At 74.4% G+C, this 15,065-nt stretch carries 13 protein-coding genes; 1 reads left to right on the top strand and 12 read right to left on the bottom strand.

Translation table 11 applies throughout. The features are described 5' to 3' along the window. Positions 1-284: 284 nt before the first annotated feature. The 8 genes from E1211_RS14455 to E1211_RS14425 all read right to left on the bottom strand — a co-directional run bounded on the left by E1211_RS14455 (position 285) and on the right by E1211_RS14425 (position 7,524). Positions 285-680: a DUF3040 domain-containing protein gene (locus E1211_RS14455; RefSeq protein ID WP_120678207.1), complete on the bottom strand. Its 396-nt coding sequence runs from the start codon at positions 678-680 to the stop codon at positions 285-287. 115 nt (positions 681-795) lie between these two features. Beyond that, positions 796-2,055, bottom strand: coding sequence for a DNA polymerase IV (locus tag E1211_RS14450; RefSeq protein WP_132349265.1), 1,260 nt, complete (start codon positions 2,053-2,055; stop codon positions 796-798). 37 nt (positions 2,056-2,092) lie between these two features. Continuing rightward, positions 2,093-3,292 carry an alkaline phosphatase family protein gene (locus E1211_RS14445; RefSeq protein WP_132349263.1) on the bottom strand — a complete coding sequence of 400 codons (1,200 nt, stop codon included), beginning with the start codon at positions 3,290-3,292 and terminating at the stop codon, positions 2,093-2,095. Further along, entirely contained in the window at positions 3,289-4,056 is a 768-nt protein-coding gene (locus E1211_RS14440) for a methyltransferase domain-containing protein (RefSeq protein ID WP_132349261.1), read from the bottom strand. Before E1211_RS14440 ends, E1211_RS14445 begins: the two co-directional genes overlap by 4 nt. 64 nt (positions 4,057-4,120) lie before the next feature. Continuing rightward, the gene (locus E1211_RS14435) at positions 4,121-5,044 is read right to left on the bottom strand and encodes a carbohydrate ABC transporter permease (protein WP_132349259.1); all 924 of its coding nucleotides are present in this window, start codon (positions 5,042-5,044) and stop codon (positions 4,121-4,123) included. Then, positions 5,041-5,217 carry a hypothetical protein gene (locus tag E1211_RS32500; protein ID WP_165947257.1) on the bottom strand — a complete coding sequence of 59 codons (177 nt, stop codon included), beginning with the start codon at positions 5,215-5,217 and terminating at the stop codon, positions 5,041-5,043. Before E1211_RS32500 ends, E1211_RS14435 begins: the two co-directional genes overlap by 4 nt. Further along, on the bottom strand, positions 5,214-6,170 hold the full coding sequence (locus E1211_RS14430) for a carbohydrate ABC transporter permease (RefSeq protein WP_132349257.1): 957 nt from the start codon (positions 6,168-6,170) through the stop codon (positions 5,214-5,216). The genes E1211_RS32500 and E1211_RS14430 overlap by 4 nt, the downstream gene beginning before the upstream one ends. A gap of 7 nt (positions 6,171-6,177) precedes the next feature. Then, on the bottom strand, positions 6,178-7,524 hold the full coding sequence (locus E1211_RS14425; protein WP_132349255.1) for an extracellular solute-binding protein: 1,347 nt from the start codon (positions 7,522-7,524) through the stop codon (positions 6,178-6,180). Positions 7,525-7,698: 174 nt separating this feature from the next. Between E1211_RS14425 and E1211_RS14420 the strand changes: the two genes are divergently transcribed. Further along, positions 7,699-8,418 (top strand): sulfite exporter TauE/SafE family protein, encoded by a 720-nt coding sequence (locus tag E1211_RS14420; protein WP_165947256.1) that lies wholly within the window; start codon positions 7,699-7,701, stop codon positions 8,416-8,418. A gap of 210 nt (positions 8,419-8,628) precedes the next feature. Here the strand turns inward: E1211_RS14420 and E1211_RS14415 are convergent, their stop codons facing one another. The 4 genes from E1211_RS14415 to E1211_RS14400 form a co-directional block, all read right to left on the bottom strand. Further along, a complete protein-coding gene (locus E1211_RS14415; RefSeq protein ID WP_132349251.1) occupies positions 8,629-12,012 on the bottom strand; it encodes an error-prone DNA polymerase in 3,384 nt (1,127 codons plus the stop codon). A 48-nt stretch (positions 12,013-12,060) separates the two neighbouring features. Next, the gene (locus E1211_RS14410) at positions 12,061-13,659 is read right to left on the bottom strand and encodes a DNA polymerase Y family protein (protein WP_132349249.1); all 1,599 of its coding nucleotides are present in this window, start codon (positions 13,657-13,659) and stop codon (positions 12,061-12,063) included. Then, entirely contained in the window at positions 13,656-14,441 is a 786-nt protein-coding gene (locus tag E1211_RS14405) for a hypothetical protein (protein WP_132349247.1), read from the bottom strand. The genes E1211_RS14410 and E1211_RS14405 overlap by 4 nt, the downstream gene beginning before the upstream one ends. Before the next feature lie 368 nt (positions 14,442-14,809). After that, a partial coding sequence (locus E1211_RS14400) for an SAV_6107 family HEPN domain-containing protein (RefSeq protein WP_243709535.1) occupies positions 14,810-15,065 on the bottom strand: 256 nt, incomplete at its 5' end.

Here is a 15,065-nt window from a genome sequence, read left to right as displayed (position 1 = left end):
ACGTCAGGTGACCCGACCACATCATTGTCGCGCCCGGCTCCGCGCGGCCTGACCGGTCGCCGCCGCAGGGCGGCCCGGCGGAATGGCCGGCCCGGCGCCGCGCGGCACCTCACGCGCTGGTCATTGCCTTGATCCACTCGAGTTCAGTGAAGTCGGGGTGTCCCCGTCACGGAACACCCCGACTTCATGGAAGCCGAGTCGATCAAAGCCCGGCGCAGCCGCCAAAGTCTCGGCGCGCCCGGCCACGGTCACGCCGCAGCTCTCCGACGAAAGTCAGCGGCCGGTCAGCGGTGCCCCTCCGGGCGCTGACGCCACCGGTCCTCCATCCGGTCGAGGAACGAGGAGCGCCGACCGGAGCGCCCGCGAGTGCGGCGCCGGCTGGTCGTCCCACCCACCACGTGGAGATCGGGTGACTGCGCCCGGCGATGCGACTGCACCGCGTACGCAGCCGAGGCCAACATGACGACGAAACCCGCCACAGCCAGCGGCGGAGTCTTGATCACCGCGCCATAGACCAGTAGGGCCAGGCCAGCGATGATGACGCCGGCAGCGACGAGCAGGCGACGCCGCGTGTGGAAACGCGGATCGCTGGCGCGCACGGCCGAGGCGAATTTGGGGTCCTCGGCAAGCGACCGCTCGATCTGCTCGAACAGCCGCTGCTCGTGCTCCGAGAGCGGCACGGCACTCCTCCCCGGTCACGTTGGTCGGCCCGTTCGGACCGACAGACCGTGGCAGCCAACCGGCTGCTTACCCGCAAGTCTACGAGGGGGGTCGCGCGTCGGAAAGCGGGACGACCTATGGCCGGGCCGGATTTTCGTTCCGACGAGGATCACGGTTGCCGAGCAGACTGGCCGGACCTATGACGGACCGCCCGAAACGGGCAGCGGCCGCGTCCGCGGCGGCTTCCGCTTCCCGCCAGCCCCGCTCGGGAGCGCCGAGGGCGAGCTGCCGGGGTGTCTCCTGCGCCACGGCGAGCCCTTCGGCCCGTACGCCGACGAGCCGGACCGGCTCGGCCGGCGCGAGCGCGGCCCAGAGCGCCCAGACCGTGTCGAACATCTCCCGGGCCGTGTCGGTGGCGACCGGCAGGGTGCGGGAGCGGGTGATCGTGCGGAAATCGGCCAGCCGCACCTTGAGCGAGATCGTCCGGCCGACCTGACCCGCCCGGCGCAGCCGGCCACCCACCTTGTCGGCGAGCGCGAGCAGGGCGCGGCGGATCTCCAGCGGGTCGGTCACGTCGACGTCGAAGGTGACCTCCGCCCCGATCGACTTCTCCACGTGCTCGGGACTCACCGCACGCGGATCACGCCCCTGCGCCAGGGCGTGCAGGTGGCCGGCGGACGCCTCACCGAGGGCCTTGCGCAGCATGCCGTACGGCGCCTCGGCCAGGTCGCCGATGGTGGCCAGACCGAGCCGGCGCAACGCCTGGGCGGAGCGCTCACCCACCCCCCAGAGCGCGTCGACCGGCAGCGGATGGAGGAACTCGAGCACCCGCGCCGCCGGCACGACCAGCACGCCGTCGGGCTTGGCCCGGGTCGAGCCGAGCTTCGCCACGAACTTGCTCGGCGCCACCCCGACGGAGCAGGTCAGCTCCTGCTCCCGAGCCACCCGTTCCCGGATGCCGCGGGCGATCTCGGCCGGCGAGCCGAAGAGCCGCCGGGCGCCGGACACGTCGAGGAACGCCTCGTCGAGGGAGAGCGGCTCGACCAGCGGGGTGACGTCCCGGAAGATCTGCATCACCGCCCGGGAAGCCTCGCTGTAGGCGGTGAAGTCCGGCGGCAGGTAGACCGCGTGCGGGCAGAGCGCCCGGGCCCGCATCATCGGCATGGCGCTGCGGACGCCGTAGGGGCGGGCCTCGTAGCTGGCCGAGCTGACCACGCCACGTGGGCCGAGGCCGCCGACCACCACCGGCCGGCCCCGCAGCTCGGGGCGGCGGCGCACCTCGACCGAGGCGAAGAAGGCGTCCATGTCGACGTGCAGGATCGGGCTGCCGGAGTCGTCCGCGTCCGGACCGAAGCGCGGATCACCGCCCCGTGGCAACGACTGACTGCGGCCCATGTGCGCAGGTTATCCGGGGGGGTACGACGGGACCCGGTCAGCCCCGCACCACCAGCAGCGGGATGGTCATCTCGGCCGCCGTGTCCGACCCGTGGTACGCCACCAGCCGCGACGCGAGCGGGCTCTCCGAGCGGGTGGCCAGGACGGCGTACGTGTCGTTGCAGATCACCACGACGTCGCCGATGCGGGCCAGGTGCTCGGCCGGGACCGGCCCGAACCAGCCGGCCGCGACCGCCTCGTCACGGGTGCACACCCGGGCCGCGTCGCCGAGCACCGCCGACCAGGCGGCCACCACGTCGTCGGCCGCACCGGGCGTCACGTGCAGGTAGCGCACCCGGGCCTCCCCGGCGACCACCTGGATCCCCGCGCGCAGCCGGGGGTCGGTGTCCAGGTCGAACCGGTGCCCGGCGGGCACGTCGAGCTGGCCGTGGTCGGCGGTCACCAGCAGCGCGGCGTCCGCCGGCAGGCCGTCCACCAGGCGGGCGATCAGGGCGTCCACCTCCGTCGCGGCGACCCGCCACGGCGCCGAGTCGACGCCGGTGAGGTGGCCGTGCCGGTCCAGGTCGGGGTGGTAGCCGGAGACCAGGGTCGGCCCGGTCCCGGCGGCCAGCGCGGCCAGCATGGTCCCGGCGAGCGCGTCGACGCCGGCCGCCCCCCGGAAGTCCCCGCCCCGGTTGGCGGCCACGGTCAACCCGCTGCCGCCGAACTCGGCGCGGCTCACCACGGTCACCGCGACGCCGGCCGCGCGGGCCCGCTCCAGCTGGGTCGGGACCGGTTGCCAGCGCAGCGGGTCCGGGTCGGCGGCCCACTCGATGTGGCTGAGCACCCGCTCCGTACCGGGCACCCGGACGGTGAAGCCGAGCACGCCGTGCGCCCCGGGCGCCGCACCGGTGCCCAGCGTCACCAGGCTGGTGGGGGTGGTCGACGGGAAGCCGGAGGTGAGCGGCCGACCGGCCGTCGCGGCGAGCCCGGCCAGCGTCGGGGCGTACGGGGCGGCGGTGGGGATCTGGTACCAGCCGAGCCCGTCGACGAGGAGCACGGCGATCCGGCGCACCCCGGCCAGCCGCTCGGAGAGGCCCAGCCGGTCGACGGCGCCCGGCACCCCGAGCACGGCGAGCGCGCTGGGGAGCACGTCGGCGAGGCTGCCGTCGCCGTAGCGGGGCGCGACCGGGGAGAGCGGCTCGGGCAGGTCGGGTTCCGGCGGGCCGGGCGCCCGCGAGGTGGCCGGCCCGGTCATGCCGGCCGGCGGGCGAAGAGGTGCAGCTGGGCGGCGAGATCCCGGTACGGCGCCCGGCCGGCGAGCGACCGCTCCAGCTCGACCAGGGCACCCGGCTGACCGTCGGCCACCGCCGCCGGCAGCAGGTCGGCGAGGACACGTACGCCGTGGATCTCCTCGACCACCAGCCCGGCGGTGCGCAGCAGGGCCGCCGCGCCGTCGACGTCGTACCGCCGCCGCAGGGTGTCCCGGGCCCCGGCGGTGCCGGCGGGATCCGTGGCCAGGGTGTCCGCGACGTCCAGGTGGCCGTTCATGGCGCGGGCGAGCACCGCGGCGGCCCGACCGGCGACCAGTACGCTCGCCGCGCCGCCGGGCCGCAGCGCGGTGGCCAGCGCGGCCACCACCGAGACCGGGTCGTCGACCACCTCGAGCACGGCGTGGCAGAGCACCAGGTCGACGTCGGCGGGTTCGACGAGACCGGCCAGCGCGTCGCCGTCGCCCTGCACGGCGCGGACCCGGTCCGCCACGCCCGCCTCGGCGGCCCGCCGGGTCAGCGCGGCGAGCGCGTCGGGGCTCGCGTCGACCACTGTGACGCGGTGCCCGGCCTGGGCGAGCGGGACGGCGAATCCGCCGGTGCCGCCGCCGACGTCGAGCACGGTCAGTTCCTCGCCGCCCCGCCGTTCGAGCTCGGCACGGAGCACCGACCAGATCACGGCGGTACGGGGGGTCAGCGGCGGCCCGGTGAACCGGCCTCGGGTCTGCTCCACCCGGTCGAGCCTAGTCAGGTTCCGGCGTGTCGGCCGGAGGCCCCTCCGCCGGCGGATCCGTCGATGGGCTCCGCCGGCGCCGTCAGCCCTTGCGACCGCCGGTGGCGATGCCCTCGATGAAGTGGCGCTGGGCGAGGAAGAACAGAATGATCATCGGTACGGTGGCTACCACGCTCCCGGCGAGCACCACCTCCCACTGCTGCTCGCCGCCGTAGCCGAAGCGGTCCAGCACCACCTTGAGGCCGCGGGGCAGGGTGTAGAGGTGCTCGTCGCGCAGGTAGATGAGGGGCTTGAGCAGGTCCGTCCAGCTCGCCTTGAACTCGAAGACGAACGCCACCAGCAGCGCCGGGCGGATCAGCGGGAACGCGAGTCTCCAGAACAGCTGCGGGTAGCTGGCCCCGTCCACCCGGGCGGCCTCGAAGTACTCGCGCGGTAGCGAGAGCAGGAACTGCCGCAGCAGGAAGATGTAGAAGGCCGAGCCGAACAGGTTCCCCGCCCAGAGCGGCACCTGGGTGTCGGTGAGCCGCAGCTCCGACCAGATCAGGTACGTGGGGATCATGGTGACCGCGAACGGCAGCATCATGGTGGCCAGTACCAGCCCGAAGAGCAGGTTGCGTCCCGGGAAGCGGAAGTACGCGAAACCGAACGCCACCCACGCGCTGGAGATGGTGACCGCGGCCGCGGCGGCCACCCCGACCACCAGGCTGTTGAACAGCCAGGTGACCAGCGGCACCACGCCCCAGACCGCGGTGTAGTTCTCCGGGGCGAACGGCAGCGGCAGGAACCCGGGCGCGAAGACGTACGCGCGGGGGCGCAGCGACGCGCTGATCAGCCAGACGAACGGCAGCAGGAAGGTCACCGCGGCCCCGGCCAGGGCGGCCACGAAGAGCACCCGCTGCCAGCGTGGCCGCCGCGCCTCCTCGGCCGCCGGACGGCGGAGCGCCGCCCGGGCCGGCTCGACGCCGGACACCGGTGCGACGGCGCTCCGCTCGACGGCTGAGGTCACGACTCCCCTCCCGCCGCCGGGTCGCGCTCGACACGCGAGCGCCGGGCGTTGGCCACGGGACCGTCCGTCACCTCGTACTCGCGCGGCTCCAGGTGGTGCTCCGGCACCCAGCCGGCGGTCAGGCGGGTACGACGCGAGTTGGCCACTCCGTTGTGACCGTTGTTCCCCGTCACTGCTCTTCTCCTTCGTAGTACACGAACCTGTTGCTGAGTTTCACCTGCACCAGGGTTATCACCAAGATGATCAGGAACAGCAGCCAGGCCATCGCGGAGGCGTAACCCATGTGCAGGAACTGGAACGCCTCCTGGAACAAATGGATGACGTAGAACGTTGCCGCGTCGCTGTTGAACGTGTTCTGCGTCTCCCGGTTGCCGAAGTACATGGTGTAGACCTCGGTGAACATCTGCAGCGACGCGATCGTGTTGACGATCAGCGTGAAGAAGAGCGCACCGGAGATCATCGGCAGCGTCACGTGCCGGAACCGGGCCCAGCCGCCCGCGCCGTCGATGCTCGCCGCCTCGTACAGGTCGCGCGGCACGTTCTGCAACGCGGCGAGGTAGATGATCACGGTGGAGCCGAGGCTCCAGAGACTCATCAGGACGATCCCCGGCATCACCCAGTTCGGGTCGGTGGTCCAGCTCGGGCCGTCGACACCGATCAGGGCGAGGCCGCGGTTGATCAGACCGTCCTGGGTGTTGAGCAGGAGCAGGAAGAGGATGCCGACGGCCACCGCCGGGGTCATCACCGGCAGGTAGAAGACGGTCCGGAAGAACCCCTGCAACCGGCCGACCCGCTTCAGCAGCAGCGCCAGGCCGAGGGAGAGCAGCATCACCAGGGGTACGTGCAGGGCCGTGTAGTAGACCGTGTTGCCGAGGCTGCGGGCGACCTGCGGGTCGGACATCAACTGCCGGTAGTTGTCCAGTCCGGTGTACTCCGGCGGGTTGATGACGTCGTACTCGGTGAGGCTGAGCCAGGCGCTGGCGATCATCGGGCCGGCCTGGAACACCAGGAACCCGACGATCCACGGCGCCAGGAAGAGCAGCGCCCAGCGCGCCTCCCGCCGGGCCAGCGACGGACGTCGTCGTCGCCTGCCCGGGGTGGGGGTGCGGACGGTGGTGGTCGTCATGGCCGGCCTACTTCACGGCCTTGTCCAGCGCGGCGGTCGCCTCCTGCTGGGCCCGGGCCAGCGCCTCGGCCGGCTGCGCCTGGCCGGCGAGCACCCGGTTCACCGCGTCGTACCAGGCCTTGTCGAACTCCGCCCCGGCCGGTGAGGCCGGCATGGCGAACGCGATGTCCTGCACCTTGCGGACCGTCTCCACCGCGTCGTCGAACCGCTTGTTGCCGGTCGGCCGGTACAGCTCGTCGAAGATCTTGCGATCCGCCGCGAGGTTGCCCGTCCAGACGCCGGTGAACGGCTGGCCGGCGGCCTTGCGGGCGTCGGCGCGGGCCTTGGCGGCGGCGAACCACGTGTCGGTGGCGGTCATCTGCTTGACGAAGGCGCAGGCGGCGTCCGGGTTCTTCGCCCCCTTGGTGATCACCCAGGCCTGCCCGCTGGACATGGTCAGCGGCTTGCCCTGCCGGTCGACGAACGGCTTGACCGCCAGCTCGGCCTTCGGGCTGTTCTTGGCCGCCTGGTTGAGGAACCACTCCTCCATCGGCCAGGCGACGATCTGGTTCTTCGTCAGCGGGTTCTGCGCGCCGAAGAAGTCGAAGGTGTCCCGGAACGACTTGAACCTGCCGAACCCGCCCTGGTCCTGGATGAGTTTCAGCCCGGTGCTCAGCGCCTCGACCACCTTCGGGTCGTCGAGCTTCGCGGTCCGCCCGTCCGGGCTGATCAGATCGGCGCCGTTCGCCTTGGCCCACATCGGCAGGAACTCGGGGATCTTCGGGTCGATGCCGATCCGGGTGAGCTTGCCGCCGGGCACCTTGGCCAGCTTCGCGTTGAGCCGAGGCAGCCCGGACCAGTCCGCCAGGTTCACCTCGTCGGCGGTCATCCCGGCCTGCTTGAGCAGACCCTCGTTCAGGTAGAGCACGCGGACCTGGGAGAACTCGGGGATGCCGTAGACGGTGCCGTCCAGGGTGACCTGGTCGCGTGCGGCCTGCCGGTACTGCCCCATGTCGATGCCCTGCTCGTCGAGGCAGTCGGTGAGCGGCTGGATCGAGCCCCGCGTGGCGTACGTCCCGATGAGCTTGCGATCCATGTAGACCAGATCCGGCGGGTTGCCCGACGCCACCGCGGAGAGGAACTGCTGCTCGTCGAAGGCGCCCTCGGTGATCTTCAGGTCGACGTCCGGGTGGTCCCGCTTGAAGGCGTCCACCCGGCTGGTGGCGATCTCGTCGGAGAGGCCGAACCCCATCGTGCTGAGCGTGCCCGAGGTGGCGGTCCCACCGGCGTCGTCCCCGCCGCCGACTCCCCCGCAGCCACCGGCGGCCAGGGCGAGCACCCCGGCGAGCGCAGCCGCACCCAGTTTCCGTGACATTGCTTCCTCCCCCAGGCCGCGCGGATCTCCCACCCGCGCCGACCTGCACTTCTCCGGTAGCGCGACTTTTCAAACCCGGGCCGGGGCGACGCGCTCCGCTCCGGGGCTGTGTCCCGGGTCTCGCGCGGCCGGCCCGGCGTCCGGACCGCAACCGGCGAGGGCCAGGCTCGTCGGGTGCTCGTCCTGCTCAGTGCGTTCGGCATCGTGCTGCTCGGGGCGTTCGCCCAGGCGGTCAGCGGCTTCGGGTACGCCCTGCTGACCGTCCCGCTGCTCGCCGTCGCCATCGACCCGCGCAGCGCGGTCGTGGTGTCGGCGCTGACCAGCATCGGGCTGACCCTCACCGCGGCCGTCCGGGAGCGCGCGTACGCCCGCTGGCGCACGGCCGCGATGCTCACCGCCACCGCGCTGCTCGGGGTGCCGGGCGGCCTGCTGGTGCTCGCGTACGCCCCGCCGCGGCTGCTCAGCGCGCTGATCGCGGTGGTGGTGCTCGGCTGCGTCGTGCTGGTGGCCAGCGGCGCCCGGATGCGCACCGGCCGGGTCGGGCTCGGCGCGGTCGGGGTACTCGTCGGCGTGCTCACCGCCGCCACCGGCACCAACGGCCCGCCGCTGGTCGCCGCGTTCCACTCCCTCGGCTACGACCCGCGTACCTTCCGCGCGACGGTGTCGGCGACGTTCGCCGGAACCGGCCTGATCGGGCTGGCGGGCTTCCTGCTCACCGGGCAGGTGGACACCCACGTGGGGCGGATCGCCCTCGCCGCCCTCCCCGCCGTCCCCCTGGGCTGGTGGCTGGGCAACCGACTCTTCCACCGGCTCGATCCGCGGCTGTTCCGGCGGATCGTGCTGGTCGGGCTGCTCGGCAGCGCCGGCACGGCACTCATCGGCCTGGCCGGCTGACGCACGGGCCGGGTTCGGCCCGTCGCCGGATCAACCCGCGAGGGTTCCTGTCCGCGTCGCCCGACCCGCGGGGCCGGGTCCACATCGCCCGACCCACGGGGCCAGGTCCACGTCACCCGACCCACGGGGCCAGGTCCACGCCCGAACCCGCGGGGTCCCCGTCCGTGTCGCCCGACCTGCGGGAGGCCGGCGGGCCATTGGGTCAACGGGTCAGCGGAAGTCGCGGGAGGCCGGGCTGACCGGCGGCTGGATCGCCTCCAACCGGTCGGCGACCAGGTTCATCACCCCCTCGTACCGTTCCAGCCGGCCCCGCACCACCAGCCCGGTGCTGGTCCGGGCCACCCGCCGGTAGCGCTGCCACAACCCCGGCGAGCAGGTCACGTTGAGCATGCCGGTCTCGTCCTCCAGGTTGAGGAAGGTGACCCCGCCGGCGGTCGCCGGCCGCTGCCGGTGGGTGACGATGCCACCGACCCGGATCCGCTGGCCGGGCTCCACCCGGCCGAGCCGGGCGATCGGCACCGCGCCCAGCTCGTCGAGGCGCGGGCGGATGAACGTGGCCGGATGGTTCTCCGGTGACAGGCCGGTGGCCCAGACGTCCGCGACCAGCCGGTCGACCGCCTCCATGCCGGGCAGGGTGGGCGCGGCCGCGCCGGTCACCGTGCCGGGCAACCGGCCCGGCCGATCCTGCGCCGCCGCACCGGCGGCCCAGAGCGCCTGCCGCCGGGTGAGCCCGAAGCAGGCGAAGGCGTCCGCGGTGGCCAGCGCCTCCAGCTGCGCGGCGGTGAGACCGACCCGCCGGGCCACGTCCGGCATGTCACGGTACGGCCCGTTCGCGACCCGCTCGGCCTCGATCCGCTCCGCCACCCCGTCGCCGAGGGTACGCACACCGGCCAGGCCGAGCCGGACCGCCGGACCGCCCAGCCCCCAGGCGTGCGGCGGCTCCCCCGGCGCGCTGCCCCACCGGGTGTCGGGCGTGGACTCCAGCACCGCCAGGGCGCCGCTGGCGTTGATGTCCGGCCGGCGCACCTGCACGCCGTGCCGGCGGGCGTCGTCCACCAGGGTCTGCGGTGAGTAGAAGCCCATCGGCTGGGCGTTGAGCAGCGCCGCCAGGAACGGGCCCGGGTGGTAGCGCTTGAGCCAGGAGCTGGCGTAGACCAGGTAGGCGAAGCTCATCGCGTGGCTCTCCGGGAAGCCGTAACTGGCGAACGCGGTGAGCTTCCGGTAGACGTCGTCGGCCAGTTCCCCGGTGATGCCCCGCTCCGCCATGCCGGCGTAGAGCCGGTCGGCGATCTGCGCCATCCGCTCGACCGACCGCTTGGCCCCCATGGCCCGGCGCAGCTGGTCCGCCCCGGCCGCGTCGAAGCCGGCCAGGTCGATGGCGAGCTGCATCAGCTGTTCCTGGAAGAGCGGCACGCCGAGGGTCTTCTCCAGCGCGTTGCGCATCAGCGGGTGCGCGTACTCCACCGGCTCCTGGCCGTTCTTGCGCCGGATGTACGGGTGCACCGAGCCGCCCTGGATCGGGCCGGGCCGGATCAGCGCCACCTCGACCACCAGGTCGTAGAACTCGCGGGGCTTGAGCCGGGGCAGGGTGGCCATCTGCGCCCGGCTCTCCACCTGGAACACCCCCACCGAGTCGGCCCGGCAGAGCATGTCGTAGACCTCCGGGTCGTCCAGCGTCATGTCGCCGAGGTCCAGGCTCATCCCGATCATGTCGTAGCCGTAGTGCAGCGCGGAGAGCATGCCGAGGCCGAGCAGGTCGAACTTGACCAGGCCGACGGAGGCGCAGTCGTCCTTGTCCCACTGGAGCACGCTGCGGCCGGGCATCCGCCCCCACTCCACCGGGCAGACCTCGATGACCGGCCGGTCGCAGATCACCATCCCGCCGGAGTGGATGCCCAGGTGCCGGGGGAACGTCTGCAGCTCGTTGGCGTACTCGACCACCTGCTCGGGGATGTCCGCCACGTCGGCCGTGGCGACCGCGCCCCACCTGTCGATCTGCTTGCTCCAGGCGTCCTGCTGCCCCGGGGAGAAGCCGAACGCCTTGGCCACGTCCCGCACCGCCGAGCGCGGTCGGTACGAGATGACGTTCGCCACCTGGGCGGTGTGCTCCCGGCCGTAGCGGGCGTAGACGTGCTGGATCACCTCCTCCCGCCGGTCGGACTCGATGTCCACGTCGATGTCGGGCGGGCCGTCCCGCTCCGGCGCGAGGAACCGTTCGAAGAGCAGCCGGTGCCGCACCGCGTCGACGTTGGTGATCCGCAGCGCGTAGCAGACCGCCGAGTTCGCCGCCGAGCCCCGCCCCTGGCAGTAGATGTCCTGCTCCCGGCAGAACGTGACGATGTCGTAGACCACCAGGAAGTAGCCGGGGAACCCCAACGTCTCGATCATGTCCAGCTCGTGGTCGAGCTGCGCGTACGCCGCCGGATGCGCCTCCGGGGGGCCGTAGCGCTCCCGCGCCCCCTCGTAGGTCAGCCTCCGCAGCCAGCTCATCTCGGTGTGCCCCGACGGAACCGGGTACGCCGGCAGCTGCGGCGCGACGAGCTGGAGGTCGAAAGCGAGTTCGGCGCCGAACTCGGCGGCCCGGGCCACCGCACCCGGATACGCGGCGAACCGGTCCGCCATCTCCGCGCCGCTGCGCAGGTGGGCGGTGGCGGCGGCGGGCAGCCAGCCGTCGATCTCGTCCAGGCTGCGCCGGGCGCGTACGGCGGCGACCGTGGTGGCCAGCCGACGCCGTCCCGGGGTCGCGTAGTGCACGTTGTTGGCGGCCACCGTGGGCAGGCCGGCCGCGGCCGCCAGCTCCGCGAGCGCGTCGTTGCGGTCGGCGTCGACGGGGTGCCCGTGGTCGGTGAGCTCCACCGCGACCGTCTCCGCGCCGAAGAGCGCGGTCAACCGGTCCAGCTCGCGGGCCGCCGCCTCGACCCCCTCGGTGAGCAGCGCCGCCGGAACGTGCCCCTTGCGGCAGCCGGTGAGCACCAGCACGTGGTCGCGCAGCTCCTCGGCGACCTCCTCCAGCTCGCCGTAGACCGGGCGGCCCTTCTCCCCGCCGCGCAGCTGGGCCCGGGAGATGGTCGAGGCGAGCCGGGCGTACCCCTCGTGGCCGTGGGCCAGCACCAGCAGGTGCCGCCCGAGCGGATCCGGTTCGCCGTTCTGCGGGCCGGGCAGGCCGAGCGAGAGCTCGGCGCCGAAGACGGTGGGCAGGCCCAGCGTCCGGGCCGCCTCGGCGAAGCGCACCACGCCGTAGAAGCCGTCGTGGTCGGTGACGGCGAGCGCCGTGAGCCCCAACCGGGCCGCCTCCTCGGCCAGCTCCTCCGGATGGCTCGCCCCGTCGAGGAAGCTGAAGTTGGTGTGGGCGTGCAGCTCCGCGTACGGCACCGCGCCCTCGGCACGGGTGATGGCGGGTGGGTGGTACTGCTCCCGCTTCCGGCTCCAGGCGGGGCTGTCCCCGCCGTCGGCGTCCACCGCGAGCGGGTCGACCACGTGCAGGTGCCGCTCGTCGCGGGAGCGCCCCCGGCCGGACCCACCGGCGGAGGCGGGCCGCCCGGAGAGCACCCGCTCCAGCTCGGACCAGGGCATCTTGGGGTTGTGGAAGCTCATCCGGCCACACCCGCCCGCGGCCGCCGCCCGGCTACCGGACCGCCGCGCTCAGTCATAGATCGCCTCCACCAGCCACCGCCCGGCCTCGACCACGAGCAGCAGGGCGGTGCCGTTGGCGAGCCCGACCTGGAACCGGGCGCGCCGGTGGGCCTCGGCCGGCGCCCACCAGCGCTCGTCGACCGGCCACGGGCCGGCCCACCCGGTGATCTCCATCGGACGGGCGGCGTCGAGGGTCAACCGGGCGGGCGGTGCGCTCAGCCGCAGCCGCGCGCTGACCACCACCGGCTCACCGTCGGCGTCGTGCACGACCGCGGCGAGCGGGGTGGGCAGCACCACGGCCGGCGCCGGCGGCGGCAGCCGGCCGGGCCACGGCGGCTCCCCCGGTCGTGCCGACTCGCCGGGACGCGGCGGCCCACCGGGGCGGGCGGGCAGCCGTTCGTCCCCCCACGGCACCAGGCGCACCTGGTCGGCCGGGGAGCGCCCGCCGCCGAGCACCGCGGTGAACACCGCCTCCGGACCGAGGATGCCCTGCACCCGGCTCAACGCCCGATGTGCCCGCTCCCGCTCCTCACCGGTCTCCCCCCACAGCCCGGGTTGCAGGCCGGCCTGGGCGATCACCCCGTCGGGGATCAGCCGCAGCCGGATGATCCCGGCCGTCGGGCGGGCCCGGCCGGCCCCACCGCGGCCGTTGCTGCCGGTGAGCCACCCGTCGAGCTGCCAGCGGACCCGGTCGGCGATGGCCGCGGCGGTGAGCAGCCCGTCGTGGCGCCAGACCCGGTGCAACTCCTGGCCGTGCGCGGTGACCGCCTCGATACCGAGCCGGGTACAGGCCAGCCCGTGCCCGGCGAGCCGGTCGTGCAGCTGCTCGGCCAGCGCCCGGCCGGCGAACGCTGCCGCGTCCACCCGGTCGACCGGCTCGTCGTACTCGGCGGTCACCGTCAGGTCGGCCGGCGGCCGGCGGACGGCGAGCGGGCGGTGGTCCCGCCCGGCGGCCAGCCGGTGGGTGAGCGCGCCGTCGAACCCGAACCGCGCCAGCACGTCGCCGGCGGGCAGCGCGGCGAAGTCGCCGAGGGTGCGCACGCCGAGCCGGCGCAGCAGGTCGGCCAGGGCCGGCCGGCCCAGCGCCTCGACCGGCAGACCGGCGAGGAAGGCCGGGGTGCCGCCCGGCGGTACGACCCGCCCGGTGCGGGCGGCCAGGCCGGCGGCGAAGACCCCGTCGGCGATCCCGACCTGGGCCTCCACCGCGCAGGTCTGGGCGACGTGCTCGATGATCTGTTCGGCGGCCGCCTCCTCGCCGCCGAGGTAGCGGCTCGGCCCCCGGGCGGCCACCGCGCAGGCCCCGGGCCGGACCACCTCCACGCCGGCGACCAGCTCCTCCACCGCGGCGACCACCGGCTCGAACGCCCGGGCGTCGCGCCCGGGGTCGTACTCGACGACGGTCAGCTGGGGGCAACGGCCCTGCGCCTCCCGTTTGCGCAGGCCCCGCCGCACCCCCTCGACCCGGGCCCGCTCCGAGCAGGCGACCACCCGGTTGGCGTGCAGGACGGCGACCGGGCCGGTGGCGGGCACCCCGTCGACGACCTCGGCGGCGAGCACCGGCCAGTCCGGGCACCAGAGCAGCAGGGTGCGTACCGGCGCGTCGGTCATGCCGGCCCGACCAGGGTGAGCGCGCCGCGCCGGGAGACCCCGGCGACGGTACGGCCGGGCGGGGCCACCGGGCGGGACCGACCGGCGGTCGGGCCGCCGACGGCGGAGGCCACGGCGCGGGGGATCACCCGGGTCAGCTCGTCATCCGGCAGCCAGACCTTGATCTCCTTGGGCCGGGCCGCCGCCCCGCGCCCACGCGCCGAGACGGTGACCTCCCGGCGGCGCAGCCGGCCCCGGCCCGGCCCGAGCCCCTCCCAGGCGCCCCGGACCACCTGCAACGTCACGTCCGCGCCCTCCCACCGGCCGTACGGGACGAGCACGCTGCCCCGCTGCCGGGCCCGGGCGGCCAGCCGGTTGGCGACCGAGGCGGAGACCGCGGCGGGCACCGCGGTGACCACGACGTCCACCCCGTCGATCAGCGCGGCGATGACGGTGGCCCATTCGGGGCCCGGGTTCGGCACCAGGGCGAGCCGGTCCAGGGCGATCCCCAGTTCGGCGGCCGCGCCCGCCCCGAACGTCGGCACCCCCACCACGGCGCACCACGAGCCGGCCCGGGACGCCTCGGCGAGCAGCGCGAGCACCAACGAGGCGCCGCCGTTGTGCCGCGGTTGACCGGCGGCGACCGCGATCGTGCTGCCGCGTCGCAGCCCTCGGCTGGGCAGCAGGCCGGTCAGCTCGGGGGCCACCGGCAGCACCCGGTGGCCGCCGGCCGGGTCCGGTGCGCTGGCCGGACGGACCAGCCCGGCCAGCGCGGCGGAACCGACCACCATGTGGCCCGCCATCGGACCAACCCCCCGTCGTGTCGCTGTTGGATCAGGTGTTGCTTGTCAGGCCCGGGTCGGCCGCGCCGGGCCCCGGACCGCGCGGTCGGCGCTGATCCGGTCGTCGGTCACGCGATGGGCAGGACGCCCCGGAGCTCCGCGCCGACCTCGCCGCTCATGCCGGCCGCCCGGCTCCCCCCGCCGGACGGCCGGCGCCTCCGTCCGGCGTGACCCGGACAGTCCGGGGCCGCCGGCCAGGTAGGGCACGGCGGCGGACCGCACCCGGGCCGGAGCAGGGCACCGGGCGGCCAGGGGCGGCAGAGGCCGCGCTGGTCACCGCCGGTGCTGGTCACCGCCGGCGGACCGGTACGCCGCTCACGCGCCGTGGGTCAGGCGGCGAGGCCGTCGAGTGCCGGCTGGTGGGCCACACCGAGCGCGGTCTCCACCACCGAGACGAACTGCTCGGCCGCGCGGAGCAGGTCGTCGGCTTCCCGGGCGCTGACCACCCGGGGTATTCCGGCCTCGGCGGCGGCCCGTTTACCGGCACCGGCCGCGAAGTAACGGGCCCACTCGTCGAGCTCGGGGGCGACGGCGCGGAGCAGGACCCAGACGCTGGTGATCTGGTTACGGCGGGTGGGGGTGGGC

The organism is Micromonospora sp. 15K316, assembly GCF_004348525.1.
In the GTDB taxonomy this organism is placed as follows: Bacteria; Actinomycetota; Actinomycetes; order Mycobacteriales; family Micromonosporaceae; genus Micromonospora.
This window is presented reverse-complemented; position numbering and strand designations above follow the sequence as displayed.

Coding starts and splice junctions, on each gene's coding strand:
- E1211_RS14405 (WP_132349247.1), bottom strand. CDS start 14,441: ATGGCGGGCCACATGGTGGTCGGTTCCGCCGCGCTGGCCGGGCTGGTC.
- E1211_RS14450 (WP_132349265.1), bottom strand. CDS start 2,055: ATGGGCCGCAGTCAGTCGTTGCCACGGGGCGGTGATCCGCGCTTCGGT.
- E1211_RS14415 (WP_132349251.1), bottom strand. CDS start 12,012: ATGAGCTTCCACAACCCCAAGATGCCCTGGTCCGAGCTGGAGCGGGTG.
- E1211_RS14445 (WP_132349263.1), bottom strand. CDS start 3,292: ATGACCGGGCCGGCCACCTCGCGGGCGCCCGGCCCGCCGGAACCCGAC.
- E1211_RS14430 (WP_132349257.1), bottom strand. CDS start 6,170: ATGACGACCACCACCGTCCGCACCCCCACCCCGGGCAGGCGACGACGA.
- E1211_RS14410 (WP_132349249.1), bottom strand. CDS start 13,659: ATGACCGACGCGCCGGTACGCACCCTGCTGCTCTGGTGCCCGGACTGG.
- E1211_RS14425 (WP_132349255.1), bottom strand. CDS start 7,524: ATGTCACGGAAACTGGGTGCGGCTGCGCTCGCCGGGGTGCTCGCCCTG.